The sequence below is a fragment of the Streptomyces sp. MMG1121 genome (genome assembly GCF_001280015.1).
Classification (GTDB): domain Bacteria; phylum Actinomycetota; class Actinomycetes; order Streptomycetales; family Streptomycetaceae; genus Streptomyces.
Genome location: NZ_LGDV01000197.1, coordinates 30,630 through 45,875 on the forward strand (window position 1 = coordinate 30,630; position 15,246 = coordinate 45,875).

At 71.2% G+C, this 15,246-nt stretch carries 11 protein-coding genes and 2 pseudogenes; 6 read left to right on the forward strand and 7 right to left on the reverse strand.

Annotation, left to right across the window (positions count from 1 at the left end; all coding sequences use genetic code 11):
* Positions 1-204 precede the first annotated feature (204 nt).
* Complete coding sequence (relA, locus tag ADK64_RS23475) at positions 205-2,742, forward strand: GTP pyrophosphokinase (protein WP_053661833.1); 2,538 nt, start codon at positions 205-207, stop codon at positions 2,740-2,742.
* Positions 2,743-2,824: 82 nt separating this feature from the next.
* Here relA and ADK64_RS23480 read toward each other — a convergent pair whose 3' ends face one another.
* Positions 2,825-4,054 carry a DUF349 domain-containing protein gene (locus tag ADK64_RS23480; protein ID WP_053661834.1) on the reverse strand — a complete coding sequence of 410 codons (1,230 nt, stop codon included), beginning with the start codon at positions 4,052-4,054 and terminating at the stop codon, positions 2,825-2,827.
* Positions 4,055-4,199: 145 nt separating this feature from the next.
* On the reverse strand, positions 4,200-5,030 hold the full coding sequence (locus ADK64_RS23485) for a peptidylprolyl isomerase (protein ID WP_053661835.1): 831 nt from the start codon (positions 5,028-5,030) through the stop codon (positions 4,200-4,202).
* Positions 5,031-5,209: 179 nt separating this feature from the next.
* Here ADK64_RS23485 and ADK64_RS23490 point away from each other — a divergent pair, with 179 nt between their 5' ends.
* Both ADK64_RS23490 and hisS read left to right on the forward strand, forming a co-directional pair.
* Entirely contained in the window at positions 5,210-5,917 is a 708-nt protein-coding gene (locus tag ADK64_RS23490) for an MBL fold metallo-hydrolase (protein ID WP_053661836.1), read from the forward strand.
* 13 nt (positions 5,918-5,930) lie between these two features.
* Positions 5,931-7,193, forward strand: coding sequence for a histidine--tRNA ligase (gene hisS, locus ADK64_RS23495; RefSeq protein ID WP_053661837.1), 1,263 nt, complete (start codon positions 5,931-5,933; stop codon positions 7,191-7,193).
* Between the two features lie 48 nt (positions 7,194-7,241).
* Here hisS and ADK64_RS23500 read toward each other — a convergent pair whose 3' ends face one another.
* The 4 genes and pseudogenes from ADK64_RS23500 to ADK64_RS23515 form a co-directional block, all read right to left on the reverse strand.
* Positions 7,242-7,868, reverse strand: a complete 627-nt coding sequence (locus ADK64_RS23500) for a response regulator (RefSeq protein ID WP_053661838.1) — start codon at positions 7,866-7,868, stop codon at positions 7,242-7,244.
* On the reverse strand, positions 7,865-8,092 hold the full coding sequence (locus ADK64_RS23505; protein ID WP_053661839.1) for a hypothetical protein: 228 nt from the start codon (positions 8,090-8,092) through the stop codon (positions 7,865-7,867). Before ADK64_RS23505 ends, ADK64_RS23500 begins: the two co-directional genes overlap by 4 nt.
* Positions 8,089-8,909: pseudogene (locus ADK64_RS23510) on the reverse strand (ABC transporter permease). The gene ADK64_RS23505 and the pseudogene ADK64_RS23510 overlap by 4 nt, the downstream one beginning before the upstream one ends.
* Positions 8,906-9,773: pseudogene (locus ADK64_RS23515) on the reverse strand (ABC transporter ATP-binding protein). Before ADK64_RS23515 ends, ADK64_RS23510 begins: the two co-directional pseudogenes overlap by 4 nt.
* A gap of 144 nt (positions 9,774-9,917) precedes the next feature.
* Between ADK64_RS23515 and ADK64_RS23520 the strand changes: the two are divergent.
* The 3 genes from ADK64_RS23520 (at position 9,918) to rpsD (ending at position 12,897) form a co-directional block, all read left to right on the forward strand.
* Positions 9,918-10,574: a vitamin K epoxide reductase family protein gene (locus ADK64_RS23520; RefSeq protein ID WP_053661840.1), complete on the forward strand. Its 657-nt coding sequence runs from the start codon at positions 9,918-9,920 to the stop codon at positions 10,572-10,574.
* Positions 10,575-10,622: 48 nt separating this feature from the next.
* Positions 10,623-11,978, forward strand: a complete 1,356-nt coding sequence (locus tag ADK64_RS23525; protein WP_053661868.1) for a replication-associated recombination protein A — start codon at positions 10,623-10,625, stop codon at positions 11,976-11,978.
* A 304-nt stretch (positions 11,979-12,282) separates the two neighbouring features.
* A complete protein-coding gene (rpsD, locus tag ADK64_RS23530) occupies positions 12,283-12,897 on the forward strand; it encodes a 30S ribosomal protein S4 (protein WP_053661841.1) in 615 nt (204 codons plus the stop codon).
* 90 nt (positions 12,898-12,987) lie between these two features.
* Here rpsD and ADK64_RS23535 read toward each other — a convergent pair whose 3' ends face one another.
* Complete coding sequence (locus ADK64_RS23535; protein WP_078992798.1) at positions 12,988-15,180, reverse strand: ATP-binding protein; 2,193 nt, start codon at positions 15,178-15,180, stop codon at positions 12,988-12,990.
* Positions 15,181-15,246: the final 66 nt, after the last annotated feature.

Below are 15,246 nucleotides of genomic sequence, written 5' to 3' on the forward strand. Positions count from 1 at the left end.
GCGAGGCCGAGGCCACTTTCAGGACACTCCCCGCACGCCCTGCGAACACCCCGGATCCACCTCCCGGAATCCGGCGGGAGCCTCCCGTGTTCCACAAGTGAACGGTCCGCACACCCGCCTGAAGGCGATGACCAGCCGCAGGATCGCTACCATGGGGTTTCCGGAGCCTGACCGGGGGACCCGGATCGCGCACGAGGAGTCCTCTTGCCAGACGAGGCCCAGCCACTGACCGCCGCCAAGCCCGAGCCCGCCTCGGCGCCCGCGGCCAAGCCCGCGCCGCACGCGTCCGACGCGAAGAACGACACCCGCGGGCCGATCGAGCACGCCCAGTCCGCGCCCGTCGAAAAGGCTGCCGAGGCCTCCCGTCCCAAGCCGGCCCCGGCCGAGCGCCCGGTGCAGCCGCCCGTGGTGCGCCAGCCCGCGGTCCAGAGCGCCCGCTCCGGCTCCTCCAACCGCGTCCGCGCCCGCCTGGCCCGCCTCGGCGTGCAGCGCGCCAACCCCTACAACCCGGTCCTGGAGCCCCTGCTGCGGATAGTCCGCAGCAACGACCCCAAGATCGAGAACTCCACGCTGCGCCAGATCGAGCGCGCCTACCAGGTCGCCGAGCGCTGGCACCGCGGCCAGAAGCGCAAGAGCGGCGACCCGTACATCACGCATCCGCTCGCCGTCACCACCATCCTCGCCGAGCTGGGCATGGACCCGGCCACGCTGATGGCCGGGCTGCTGCACGACACCGTCGAGGACACCGAGTACGGCCTGGACGACCTGCGCCGCGACTTCGGCGACGTCGTCGCGCTGCTCGTCGACGGCGTCACCAAGCTGGACAAGGTCAAGTTCGGCGAGGCCGCGCAGGCCGAGACCGTGCGCAAGATGGTCGTCGCCATGGCCAAGGACCCGCGCGTCCTGGTCATCAAGCTCGCCGACCGCCTGCACAACATGCGCACCATGCGCTATCTCAAGCGCGAGAAGCAGGAGAAGAAGGCGCGCGAGACGCTGGAGATCTACGCGCCGCTCGCCCACCGCCTGGGCATGAACACCATCAAGTGGGAGCTGGAGGACCTCGCGTTCGCGATCCTCTACCCCAAGATGTACGACGAGATCGTGCGTCTGGTGGCCGAGCGGGCGCCGAAGCGCGACGAGTACCTCGCCATAGTGACCGACGAGGTCCAGGCCGATCTGCGTGCCGCCCGTATCAAGGCGACCGTCACGGGCCGCCCGAAGCACTACTACAGCGTCTACCAGAAGATGATCGTCCGCGGCCGTGACTTCGCGGAGATCTACGACCTGGTGGGCATCCGTGTCCTGGTCGACACGGTCCGCGACTGCTACGCGGCCCTCGGCACCGTGCACGCGCGATGGAATCCGGTCCCCGGCCGGTTCAAGGACTACATCGCGATGCCCAAGTTCAACATGTACCAGTCGCTGCACACGACGGTCATCGGGCCCAACGGCAAGCCGGTCGAGCTGCAGATCCGCACCTTCGACATGCACCGCCGGGCCGAGTACGGCATCGCCGCGCACTGGAAGTACAAGCAGGAGGCCGTCGCCGGTGCCTCCAAGGTGCGTACGGACGTGCCCAAGGCCTCCGGCAAGGACAAGGACGCCATCAACGACATGGCGTGGCTGCGGCAGCTGCTGGACTGGCAGAAGGAGACCGAGGACCCGGGCGAGTTCCTGGAGTCCCTGCGCTTCGACCTGTCCCGCAACGAGGTCTTCGTCTTCACGCCCAAGGGCGACGTCATCGCCCTGCCCGCGGGGGCCACGCCCGTCGACTTCGCGTACGCCGTCCACACCGAGGTCGGCCACCGCACCATAGGGGCGCGGGTCAACGGCCGCCTCGTACCGCTCGAATCCACCCTGGACAACGGCGACCTGGTCGAGGTCTTCACCTCCAAGGCGGCCGGCGCCGGGCCGTCCCGGGACTGGCTGGGCTTCGTCAAGTCGCCGCGAGCGCGCAACAAGATCCGGGCCTGGTTCTCCAAGGAGCGCCGGGACGAGGCGATCGAACAGGGCAAGGACGCGATCGTCCGCGCGATGCGCAAGCAGAACCTGCCGATCCAGCGCATCCTCACCGGCGACTCCCTCGTCACGCTCGCGCACGAGATGCGGTACTCGGACATCTCCGCGCTGTACGCGGCGATCGGCGAGGGCCATGTCTCCGCGCCGAACATCGTGCAGAAGCTCGTTCAGGCCCTCGGCGGCGAGGAGGCGGCCAGCGAGGAGATCGACGAGGCGGTCCCGCCGTCCCGCAGCCGCGGGCGCAAGCGCCGTTCCAGCGCCGACCCGGGTGTCGTCGTCAAGGGTGTCGACGACGTGTGGGTCAAGCTGGCCCGCTGCTGCACCCCCGTGCCCGGCGACCCGGTCATCGGCTTCGTCACGCGCGGCAGCGGTGTGTCGGTGCACCGCAGCGACTGCGTCAACATCGAGTCGCTGTCCCGCGAGCCGGAGCGCATCCTCGACGTCGAGTGGGCGCCCACCCAGTCCTCGGTGTTCCTGGTCGCCATCCAGGTGGAGGCCCTGGACCGCTCCCGCCTGCTGTCGGACGTCACCCGTGTCCTGTCCGACCAGCACGTCAACATCCTCTCCGCGGCCGTCCAGACCTCCCGCGACCGGGTGGCCACCTCGCGGTTCACCTTCGAGATGGGCGACCCGAAGCACCTCGGCCACGTCCTGAAGGCCGTACGGGGCGTCGAGGGCGTGTACGACGTGTACCGGGTGACGTCGGGACGCAGTCGGTCGTAGCCCGTCGCAGCCGGATGCGAACGCGCATGTGAAAGGGCCCCGTACGCGCGTACGGGGCCCTTTCACATGCGCATGGGGTACTTCAGCCGCCGAACTCCTGCAGGCCCTTCAGGGCCTGGTCCAGGAGCGCCTGGCGGCCCTCCAGCTCCCGCTCCAGCTTGTCGGCCTTCGCGTTGTTGCCCTGGCCGCGCGCCTGCTCGATCTGCGTCCTCAGCTTGTCCACGGCGGCCTGCAGCTGACCGGTCAGCCCCTCGGCACGCGCGCGTGCCTCCGGGTTCGTCCGGCGCCACTCGGCCTCCTCGGCCTCCTGGATGGCCCGCTCGACGGCGTGCATCCGGCCCTCGACCTTCGGCCGCGCGTCCCGCGGGACATGGCCGATGGCCTCCCAGCGCTCGTTGATCGAGCGGAAGGCGGCTCGCGTGCCCTTCAGATCCGTGACCGGCAGGAGCTTCTCGGCCTCCCCGGCCAGCTCCTCCTTCAGCTTCAGGTTCTCGGACTGCTCCGCGTCCCGCTCGGCGAACACCGAGCTGCGGGCGGCGAAGAACACGTCCTGGGCGCCGCGGAAGCGGTTCCACAGGTCGTCCTCGTGCTCGCGCTGCGCGCGGCCCGCGGCCTTCCACTCCGCCATCAGCTCGCGGTAGCGGGCCGCCGTCGGCCCCCAGTCCGTCGAACCCGACAGCGACTCGGCCTCGACGACCAGCCGCTCCTTGGTCCGGCGGGCCTCCTCGCGCTGCGCGTCCAGCTGCGCGAAGTGCCCCTTGCGCCGCTTGGAGAACGCCGACCGGGCGTGCGAGAAGCGGTGCCACAGCTCGTCGTCGGACTTGCGGTCCAGCCGCGGCAGACCCTTCCAGGTGTCCACCAGCGCGCGCAGCCGCTCACCGGCGGCCCGCCACTGGTCGGACTGCGCCAGCTGCTCCGCCTCGGTGACCAGGTCCTCCTTGGCCTTGCGGGCCTCGTCGGACTGCTTGGCCCGCTGCTGCTTGCGCTCCTCGCGGCGCGCCTCGACGGTCTGCACCAGCTTGTCCAGCCGGGTCCGCAGCGCGGCCAGGTCGCCGACCGCGTGATGCGCGTCCACCTGCTCGCGCAGATGGCCGATCGCGGTCTGTGCGTCCTTCGCCGACAGGTCGGTGGTCTGCACTCGCTTCTCGAGGAGGCCGATCTCGACAACCAGGCCCTCGTACTTGCGCTCGAAGTAGGCAAGCGCCTCGTCAGGGGAGCCGGCCGCCCAGGAACCGACGACCTGCTCGCCATCGGCCGTACGCACGTACACGGTCCCCGTCTCGTCGACGCGGCCCCACGGGTCGCTGCTCACAGCGCCTCCTCCACATGATGCCTGCGAGGGGCCTCAGCGCCCCCGGGCATCGTCCACAGTTTCGTCACGGCCAACATAGGCGACCGGCGGGCGGCCTGTCCGCATCCAGCGCGACCGAAATTCCGCAGCTGGGCCGTCATTGCCGTCAGGACTTCGCCACCGTCGCCTTGTTGATCACGACGGTCGCGTTCGGCGCCGTGTTGCCCGTGCTCGGGTCCGCCGCCTCGGCGCCGGCGGCGGCGATCTTCTTGAGCACCTTCATGCCCGCGTCCGAGATCGTGCCGAACGGGGTGTACTGGGGCGGCAGCGGGCTGTCCTTGTACACCAGGAAGAACTGGCTGCCGCCGGTGTGCTTCTGGCCGGTGTTGGCCATCGCCACCGTGCCCGCCGGGTACGTGTTGCCCTTCAGGCTCTTGTCCTTCAGGTTCTCGTCCGGGAGCGTGTAGCCCGGCCCGCCCATGCCGGTGCCCTGCGGGTCGCCGCACTGCAGCACGTAGATGCCGGTCGTGGTCAGCCGGTGGCACTTGGTGTGGTCGAAGAAGCCCTTGCCCGCCAGGAAGTCGAACGAGTTCACCGTGTGCGGCGCCGCCGCCGTCTTCAGGGCGATGTCGATGTCACCGCACGTCGTCGCGAGCTTCATCGAGTACGCCGCCGACGTGTCGATCGCCATCGCCGGCTCCTTCTTCCAGCTCAGCTTCTTCGCCGAGCCGGCCGCCGGCTTCGCGCACGGGTCCGGCGCCTTGCTGGTCGGCGACGCGCTGGGCTTGACGTCGGCGGCCGTGTTGCTCTTCTTGTCGTCGTTCTTCAGCACGCCGGTCGTGTACAGCGCGACACTGCCGATCACGACCACGCCCAGTACCGACGCGATGACGGAGTTGCGCACACGGGCCTTGCGCCGCGCGCTGGTGCGCCGCTGCTGCTGCCGCAAGAACTTCTCCCGGGCGAGCTGACGCCGCCGCTGCTCCTGGCTGACCACCGGGTTCTCTCCTCATGCGTGTCGTATGTCGACCGGTACGGGTGCGGCTGCGTGTGTCCTTGTGAGCCGACCGCTGTGTGTAGCCCCGTACCGTATATGGGTTCGCTGAGGAAACGGCAGCGCCGGTAGGCTCTGACTGCAGCTGAAGCCGTCAGTAATCGACACAACGAAGGACGATCGTGCTCATTGCCGGGTTCCCCGCCGGGGCCTGGGGGACGAACTGTTATCTCGTCGCCCCCGCCGCCGGTGAGGAGTGCGTGATCATCGACCCGGGCCACCAGGCCGCCGAAGGCGTCGAGGAAGCGCTGAAGAAGCATCGGCTCAAGCCCGTCGCCGTCGTCCTCACCCACGGCCACATCGATCACGTGGCCTCGGTCGTCCCGGTCTGCGGCGCCCACGACGTGCCGGCCTGGATCCACCCCGAGGACCGGTACATGATGAGCGACCCCGCGAAGGCGCTCGGCCGGTCCATCGGCGCGCCGCTGATGGGCGAGCTGACCGTGGGGGAGCCGGACGACGTCCGGGAGCTGACGGACGGCACCACCCTCGCCCTGGCCGGCCTGGAGTTCTCCGTCGCGCACGCGCCGGGCCATACCAAGGGGTCGGTGACCTTCCGGATGCCCGAGAGCGCCGACATCCCGTCGGTGTTCTTCTCCGGGGATCTGCTGTTCGCCGGCTCCATCGGACGCACCGACCTGCCGGGCGGATCCATGGAGGACATCCTCGAGTCGCTGGCCCGTGTGTGCCTCCCGCTCGACGACTCCACCGTGGTGCTGTCCGGCCACGGCCCCCAGACGACCATCGGCCAGGAGCGCGCCGCCAACCCGTATCTGCGGCAGGTGGCGGCCGGCCAGGGAGCCTCCCCGGCTCCTCGACGAGGAATGTGACGAGAGACCTTCCGTGAGTACCTTCCAGGCCCCCAAGGGCACCTACGACCTGATCCCGCCGGACTCCGCCAAGTACCTCGCGGTCCGCGAGGCGATCGCCGCCCCGCTGCGCAACTCCGGGTACGGCTACATCGAGACGCCCGGCTTCGAGAACGTCGAGCTGTTCGCGCGCGGTGTCGGCGAGTCCACCGACATCGTCACCAAGGAGATGTACGCCTTCGAGACCAAGGGCGGCGACCAGCTGGCCCTGCGCCCCGAGGGCACGGCCTCCGTGCTCCGCGCGGCGCTGGAGGCCAACCTGCACAAGTCGGGCAACCTCCCGGTCAAGCTCTGGTACTCCGGCTCGTACTACCGCTACGAGCGCCCGCAGAAGGGCCGCTACAGGCACTTCTCCCAGGTCGGCGCCGAGGCGCTCGGCGTGGAGGACCCGGCGGTCGACGCCGAGCTGATCATCCTGGCCGACCAGGCGTACCGCTCGCTGGGCCTCAGCAACTTCCGCATCCTGCTGAACAGCCTGGGCGACAAGGAGTGCCGTCCGGTGTACCGGAGCGCGCTCCAGGACTTCCTGGGCGCCCTGGACCTGGACGAGGACACGCGGCGCCGCGCCGGGATCAACCCGCTGCGCGTCCTCGACGACAAGCGCGAGTCGGTCCAGCGGCAGCTCACGGGCGCGCCGCTGCTGCGCGACTACCTGTGCGACGGCTGCAAGGCCTACCACGAGGAGGTCCGCGACCTGCTGACCGAGGCGGGCGTGGCCTTCGAGGACGACCCGAAGCTGGTGCGCGGCCTGGACTACTACACCCGCACCACCTTCGAGTTCGTGCACGACGGTCTGGGCTCGCAGTCCGCGGTGGGCGGCGGCGGCCGCTACGACGGCCTGTCCGAGATGATCGGCGGCCCCGCGCTGCCGTCGGTCGGCTGGGCCCTGGGCGTCGACCGCACGGTCCTCGCCCTGGAGGCGGAGGGCGTCGAACTGGACCTCCCGTCCACGACGTCGGTCTACGCCGTCCCGCTCGGCGAGGAGGCCCGCCGCCTGCTGTTCGCGAAGGTCACCGAGTTGCGCAAGGCCGGCATCGCGGCGGACTTCTCCTTCGGCGGCAAGGGCCTGAAGGGTGCCATGAAGAACGCCAACCGCAGCGGCGCCCGCTACGCCCTCGTGGCCGGCGAACGCGACCTCGCCGAGGGCGTCGTCCAGCTGAAGGACATGGAGTCCGGCGAGCAGTCGCCGATCGCGGTGACCGAGCTCCTCACGGAACTGAAGTCCCGGCTCGGCTAGTCGAGACCCGCGAGAAGGAGGGCGCCGCAGAGCACTCCGGCGCCCTCCTCACTGCTCCAGCAGGCCATGGCGCATCGCGCTCGTCACCGCCGCCGTGCGGTCGTCCACCCCGAGCTTCGCGAAGACCCGCGGCAGACGGGTCCTCACCGTCGACTCGCCGATGAACAACCGTCGGCCGATCTCCGCGTTCGTGCAGCCGTCGGCCACCAGGCGCAGGACCGCGCTCTCGCGGGCGGACAGCCGGGGTACGTCCGGCCTCGAACGGAGCCGGTCGACCAGGCGGGTGGCCACCGACGGGGCGAGTACGGTCTCTCCGCGCGCCGCGGCCCGCACCGCGTCGGGCAGTTCGCGGCGGGGGAGGTCCTTCAGGAGGTAGCCCGCCGCGCCCGCCTCCACGGCCCGCAGCATGTCCCGGTCCGTCTCGTACGTCGTCAGGACGGTCACCCGGCACGGCAGCCCGGCCGCGCTCATCCGCTCGATCGAGTCGACGCCCCCGCCGTCCGGCATGCGCAGGTCCATCAGCACGATGTCCGGCCGCAGTTCGGCCGGCGTCGCCTCCGTCCGCGGCCCGCTGCCCGCGTCGCCGACCACCTCCAGATCCGGCTCGGCGCTGAGCATCGCGCGCAGCCCCTCCCGGACGACGGGGTGGTCGTCGGCCAGGACGATCCGGATCACTCGGTCTCACGCCTCACGACGGCGGGGACGGGCAGGCGTACGGCCACCGTCGTGCCGTCGCCGGGTGCGATGCGGACCGGCGGGCCCGGGTGCGCCGCGTCGAGGACGAAGGCCAGGGTGGCGGCCCACGCCACGGCGGAGTAGGCGTCCCAGTACCGGATCGTGCGGTCCCAGGCGTGCCCGTTCCGCGCCGTGGTGCCGCCGGTCGTCCCTGACGGCGTCATCCCTCGCGCCGGTTCTTCCACCGGAAGGCCAGCAAGCACAGCACCAATCCTCCGACGCACCACGCGGCGAGCACCAGCGCGATCCGCCCGAACTCCCAGGCGTGCGCCTGCTCCAGCACCTTCGCCGAGTCCGGCAGGAACACGCCCCTGAGGCCCTGGCACAGCCACTTCGGCGGGAACAGGGCGCCGATGTCGATGGCGATGTAGACCCCGGAGACGAACTGGAGCAGGAGGAAGGGGAGTACGACGACGGAACTGGCGCTCTTCGCCGACTTGGGCACCGAGCTGATGGCGATGCCGAGCAGCGCGCAGCCGGTCGGGCCCAGCACGAAGATCCACGCGAAGTCGAACCAGCGCCCGGGGCCGGACGGCAGGTGGACGTCGTAGAACGTCGTGCCGACGGCCAGCAGGATCGCGGTCTCCAGGACACCGGTGAACAGAACCAGCCAGATCTTGCCCAGGAAGTACGCCGCGGGCGGCATCGGTGTGCCCCGCAGCCGGCGCAGCACCTTCTCGTCACGCTCGACGGCGATGGAGATGCCGAGCGACTGGAAGCTCGTCGACATGATCCCGGAGGCCGTCATCGCGGGCACGTACAGCTGGGAGGCCGTGATCCCGGCGCCCCGGACGTCGTCGCGGAAGACCGACGCGAACAGGAACAGGAACACCACCGGGAGGGCGAAGGTGAACACCACCTGCTCGCGCTGCCGGAAGAACCGCCGGATCTCCTGCCGCCCCGCAGCAGCCCGAGAGACCAGGCGCCGGGTAGGGATGCGGCGGACCCTCGGGCGGTGGCCCGTACGGCGGTCGTGGTCATCGGGCGGCCTCCTGTCCGGTCAGCCGGAGGCAGACGTCCTCCAGGGCGGGGCGGGTCACGGTCAGCCCGGGTATCTCGCCGTCGAAGCGGGGCATGAGCGCGGCGACGACCGGGGTGGGGGCGTCGGTCAGCTCCGTGCGCGGGGAGCCGTCGGGTTCCGTCCAGGCGACGGTGACCTCACCGCCGTAGCGCAGGCGCAGCCCGTCGGGGGTGCCCTCGGCGACGACCCGGCCCTTCGTGACGACGGCGAGGCGGTCGGCGAGCGTCTCCGGCCTCCTCCAGGTGATGCGTGGTGAGCAGGATCGTCGTGCCCTCGTCGGCGAGCAGCCGGACCAGGTCCCAGAACCGGCGCCGGGCGGCCGGGTCGAAGCCCGTGGTGGGCTCGTCCAGGAGAAGCAGCTCCGGGCCGCCGATCACGCCGAGCGCCACGTCCAGACGGTGCCGCCGGCCGCCGGAGAGGGTCTTGATCCGGCTGTCCGCCTTCGCCTCCAGGCCGACCAGGGCGATGACCTCCGCCGGATCGCGCGGGCGCGGGTAGCAGCGGGCGAAGTGCCGCACCGTCTCGCGGACGGTCAACTCGGCGGGCGCCGATTCGTCCTGCCAGACGATCCCCACCCGGGACCGCCACGCGCGCGTGCCCGTCGCCGGGTCCGCGCCCAGGGCGGACACCTCGCCCCCGTCCCGTGACCTGTTCCCCTGGAGGATCTCCACCGTGGTGCTCTTGCCCGCGCCATTGGGTCCGAGCAGGCCGAACACCTCACTGCGCAGGATGCCGAGGTCGAGACCGTCGACCGCGGTGACGCCCCCGTACCGCTTGCGCAGCCCCCGGACGTCCACCGCGCGTTCGTTCGCGTGTGCTGTCATGGCCTCGAGCTTCGGCCGGAACCGAACGGTCCGTGACCACCGTGCGTACCTCCTTATGTCCTCCGAACGGTGGACGCACGCGCGCGTGCGGCACAATGACCCCTGCCCGAAGATGGTCCAACTCTCAAGTGACGGAATCGGCGGATGAGCAAGACGACAGTCAAAGACGTCTCGACGGAGCCCGGGCCCGAGCGCGCCGCCGACGCACCCCGTACGGTGGGCGGCAGCCGCGCCTTCGCCCTGCTGCTGGTGATCACCGGTGCGGCCGGACTGCTGGCGGCCTGGGTCATCACGCTCGACAAGAACAAGATCCTCGAAGCGAAGATCGCGGGGAAGACGTTCACGCCGGGCTGCAGTGTCAACCCGATCGTCTCCTGCGGCAGCGTCATGGAGAGCAAGCAGGCGGCGGCCTTCGGCTTCCCGAACCCCTGGCTCGGCCTGGTCTGCTACGGCATCGTCATCTGCGTCGGCATGAACCTGCTGGCCCGCGCCCGCTTCCCGCGCTGGTACTGGCTGACCTTCAACTTCGGCACGCTCTTCGGTGTCTGCTTCGTCACCTGGCTGCAGTTCCAGTCCCTGTACCGGATCAACGCGCTGTGCCTGTGGTGCTCGCTGGCCTGGGTCGCCACGATCACCATGTTCTGGTACGTGACCTCGTTCAACGTCCGCAACGGCTTCCTGCCCGCGCCCGGCTGGCTGAAGCGGTTCCTCGCCGAGTTCACCTGGGTCGTCCCGGTCACCCACTGCGGCATCATCGCCATGCTGATCCTCACCCGCTGGGGCAGCCAGCTCTGGGCCTGAACCTCCGGCCCGGCCGGGTTGTCAGTGCGGTGATTTAGGGTTTTGGACGTGGAACCCGACCTCTTCACCGCAGCGGCGGAAGAACGCCAGGAGAAGGACCCGGCAGGCAGCCCCCTGGCCGTGCGGATGCGCCCCCGCACCCTCGACGAGGTCGTGGGCCAGCAGCACCTGCTGAAGCCCGGCTCCCCGCTGCGCCGGCTGGTCGGCGAGGGCTCGGGCGGCCCCGCCGGCCCGTCCTCGGTGATCCTCTGGGGCCCGCCCGGCACGGGCAAGACGACGCTGGCGTACGTCGTCTCCAAGGCGACGAACAAGCGGTTCGTGGAGCTGTCCGCGATCACCGCGGGCGTCAAGGAGGTCCGCGCGGTCATCGACGGCGCCCGCCGCGCCACGGGCGGCTTCGGCAAGGAGACCGTCCTCTTCCTGGACGAGATCCACCGCTTCAGCAAGGCCCAGCAGGACTCCCTGCTCCCGGCGGTCGAGAACCGCTGGGTGACGCTGATCGCGGCGACGACGGAGAACCCGTACTTCTCGGTGATCTCCCCGCTGCTCTCCCGCTCCCTCCTGCTCACCCTCGAACCGCTGACCGACGACGACGTCCGGGGGCTGCTGAAGCGGGCCCTGGGCGACGAGCGCGGCCTGAAGGACGCCGTCGGCCTGCCCGACGACACCGCGGAGCATCTTCTGCGCATCGCCGGAGGCGACGCGCGACGCGCCCTGACCGCCCTGGAGGCCGCCGCCGGCGCCGCCCTGGACCAGGGCGAGAGCGAGATCAGCCTGCAGACCCTGGAGCAGACGGTCGACCGGGCCGCCGTCAAGTACGACCGCGACGGCGACCAGCACTACGACGTCGCCAGCGCCCTCATCAAGTCCATCAGGGGCTCCGACGTCGACGCGGCCCTGCACTACCTGGCCCGCATGATCGAGGCCGGCGAGGACCCCCGCTTCATCGCCCGCCGCCTGATGATCTCCGCGAGCGAGGACATCGGCCTGGCCGACCCGAACGCCCTGCCCGTCGCGGTCGCCGCCGCCCAGGCCGTCGCCATGATCGGCTTCCCCGAGGCCGCCCTCACCCTCAGCCACGCCACCATCGCCCTCGCGCTCGCCCCGAAGTCCAACTCCGCGACCACCGCGATCGGTGCCGCCCTGGAGGACGTACGCAAGGGCCTGGCCGGCCCGGTCCCGCCGCACCTGCGCGACGGGCACTACAAGGGAGCCGCCAAGCTCGGCCACGCCCAGGGATACGTCTACCCGCACGACCTGCCCGAGGGCATCGCCCAGCAGCAGTACGCCCCGGACGAGCTGAAGGACCGCACGTACTACGCCCCGACCCGGCACGGCACGGAGGCGCGGTACGCGGACGCGGTGGAGTGGACCAGGAAGCACCTCGGTCGAAAGCGGTCCTGAGCAGCCTGTAGAATCCCTCGCAGTGCTGAGTCCGGCACAGTCAGAGCCGGACAGTCGGCCGGAGACCCAGTTCCTCGTGAGCTGACTCCAGGAGCGTCGCGCACCGTCGATCGGTGTCGCGGGCAGCCCACCACCACCCGGAATCCCGGGAGCGGCCGGTGGGCCACTCGCGTGCTGCACGTATGTGCCCAGACCAGGGAAACGGCTGCCCGGCAGGTCCCCCGAGGACCCGGCGGGTTTTCCCGGCTGCGGATGCGACCTCCCTAACCCTGACGAGCCGAACACTACGAAAGAGACAGAAACAGTGGCGAACCAGTCCCGCCCCAAGGTCAAGAAGTCGCGTGCCCTCGGCATCGCGCTGACCCCGAAGGCCGTCAAGTACTTCGAGGCCCGCCCCTACCCGCCGGGCGAGCACGGCCGCGGCCGCAAGCAGAACTCGGACTACAAGGTCCGTCTGCTCGAGAAGCAGCGTCTGCGCGCGCAGTACGACGTGTCCGAGCGCCAGCTCGTCCGCGCCTACGAGCGTGCCTCCAAGGTGCAGGGCAAGACCGGTGAGGCCCTGATCATCGAGCTGGAGCGCCGTCTCGACGCGCTGGTCCTGCGTTCGGGCATCGCCCGCACGATCTACCAGGCCCGCCAGATGGTCGTCCACGGCCACATCCAGGTCAACGGTCAGAAGGTCGACAAGCCGTCCTTCCGTGTCCGCCCGGACGACGTCGTGCAGGTCCGCGACCGCTCCAAGGACAAGACGCTCTTCACGATCGCCCGCGAGGGTGGCTTCGCCCCCGACGGTGAGACCCCGCGCTACCTGCAGGTGAACCTCAGGGCCCTGGCGTTCCGCCTGGACCGCGAGCCGAACCGCAAGGAGATCCCGGTGATCTGCGACGAGCAGCTCGTCGTCGAGTACTACGCCCGCTGATCCCAGCCCCGGCGCAGCACTTCAGCCCGCCGTCTCCCCGCCCGGTCCTGCCGGGCGGGCGAGGCGGCGGGTTTGTGTTTCCCGGCCCCGTCAGGGCGTAGGCAGGTCCGGGCGTTCGGACGGCGCGGGCCGGTGGGGGCCGGTCGCACAGTTCCCCGCGCCCCTTCGGGGCGCGTCGCCCCCTCGCGGAGCCGGCACCGCGTCCAGCGGCCGTACCCCCTCACGCTCCAGCGCACGGGCCACGGCCGTCGCACGGTCGAGCCGGTCCCCTTCGCGCACGCACTCCTCGTAGCGCGCGTCGCCCAGCGCCTGCCGGGCGAGCGCCTCACAGCGCTCGTGCGGGGCGTTGTAGTACGCCGAGCCGAACAGCGGCAGTCCCACCGACGGCCACAGCCGGGCCGCCGCGCCCTGGAGCAGCGCCGCCTCTGCCGCGTCGCCCTCGGCCGCCGTCACCAGGGCCAGCAGCTCGATCGACAGCACCGAGCCGAGCAGATCGTGGAAGGCGTGCGCGTTGCGCAGGCACTCCGTGAGCAGTTCGCGCGCCCGCTCCTGGGCGCCGTCCTGCCAGGCCGCGTACGCCAGCACGTACAGGGCGTAGGACCTCGCCCAGCGTTCCCCGTGGTCCTCGCACACCTGGCGCACGTCCTCGCACAGCCGCACCGCGTCCGGCAGATCCCCCTGGAAGGCCCGCGTCATCGCCAGCTCCACCTGGCCCATCAGCACGTTGCTGTTCAGCTCGCCGATCTCCTGATAGCGCGCCAGCGCCGACCGCAGCAGCGTTTCTGCACGGGCCATGTCATCCGTGACCAGGGCCAGACAGCCGGTGCGGTGCTCCGCGTACGCCACCGCCGTCGGATCCGCGGCCTGTTCCGCTTGCTCGCGGCACTCCCGCAGCGCCGCCAGCGCGGGCACGGTGGCACCCTGCAGGATCGCCACGTAGCCGAGCACCCACAGCGCCTTCAGCCGGGACTGCTCGTACTCCGAGTCCAGCTCCAGGCTGCGTTCCAGCCAGCGCCGCCCCTCCGCGAGCCGCCCGCAGCCCACCCAGCAGAACCACAGCGACCCCGCCAGGCACTGGCCGAGGTGTGCCTCGTCCGGCTCGGTCAGACAGAACTCCAGCGCAGTCCGCAGATTGGGCAGCTCGGCCTCGACCCGCTCGGCGATCTCGCCCTGCCGGGGCGAGAACCAGTCCAGCTCGCACCAGGTCGCCAGGCCCAGGAACCAGTCGCGGTGCCGACGGCACAACCGGCCCGCGTCTCCTGCCACCTCCAGCCACTCGGCGCCGTAGGCCCGGACGGTGTCCAGCATCCGGTAGCGCGGGCCCGCCCCGGTGTCCTCGCGGGTGACGACGGACTGGGCCAGCAGCTCCGACAGCACGTCGAGAACGTCCTCGGCGGGCAGCCCGTCCCCGCCGCACACGTACTCGGCCGCCTCCAGGTCGAAGGTCTGCGCGAACACCGACAGCCGCGCCCACAGCAGCCGTTCGACAGGCGTGCACAGCTCGTGGCTCCAGCCGATCGCCGTGCGCAGCGTCTGATGGCGGGCGGGCGGACCACCGGGCACCGGGCGCGCGACCTCGGGCCGGCCGCCCGCGGCCAGCAGCCGGAACCGGTCGTCCAGCCGCCGCACCAGCTGCCCCAGGGACAGGGCCCGCAGCCGTCCGGCCGCCAGTTCCAGCGCGAGCGGGATGCCCTCCAGCCGACGGCACAACTCGCGGACCTGGGGGCCGTCGGACACCCGCAGCCCCTGCTCCCGGGCCCGGTCCGTGAACAGCTCCACCGCCTCGTCCTCGCCGAGCGGCGCCAGCGGGAACAGCCGCTCGCCCGCCAGCCCCAGCGGACGCCGGCCCGCGGCCAGCACCCTCAGCTCCGGCAGCTTCCGCAGCAGCTCCGCCGTCAGTGCGGCACAGGCCTCCGCCAGATGCTCGAACCCGTCCAGCACCAGCAGCACCGGGCGGCCGGCGAGGTGCTCCAGCAGCATCTCGCGGGGCAGCCGTGTGGTGTGGTCGGTCAGGCCCAGCGCCTCCACCACCGCGTACTCCACGAACTGCGGATCGCGCACCGCGGCCAGCTCCACCCGCCCGGACCCGGCCCCCCGGCCGGCGGCGGCCCGCGCGGCCAGCCGGGACTTGCCGACGCCGCCGACCCCGGTCACGGTCACCAGCCGCGCCTCGCCGAGCGCCGTTGCCAGCTCGGCGAGTTCGGCCGCGCGCCCGACGAAAGTGGTCAGTTCCAGGGGCGGATCGCCGTCAGGGAAGGGGGCTGGGCGCTGAGGACCTCGCATGGGACACGGAGCGTACTGAAGCGTGTTCATTCCGTACAATCGCTTCACGCGACTCCGTCCCCGCCA

Excerpts from the sequence above, each read along its gene's own strand:
- ADK64_RS23505 (WP_053661839.1), bottom strand. The coding sequence starts at position 8,092 with ATGACGCCGTCAGGGACGACCGGCGGCACCACGGCGCGGAACGGGCAC.
- ADK64_RS23520 (WP_053661840.1), top strand. The coding sequence starts at position 9,918 with ATGAGCAAGACGACAGTCAAAGACGTCTCGACGGAGCCCGGGCCCGAG.
- ADK64_RS23535 (WP_078992798.1), bottom strand. The coding sequence starts at position 15,180 with ATGCGAGGTCCTCAGCGCCCAGCCCCCTTCCCTGACGGCGATCCGCCC.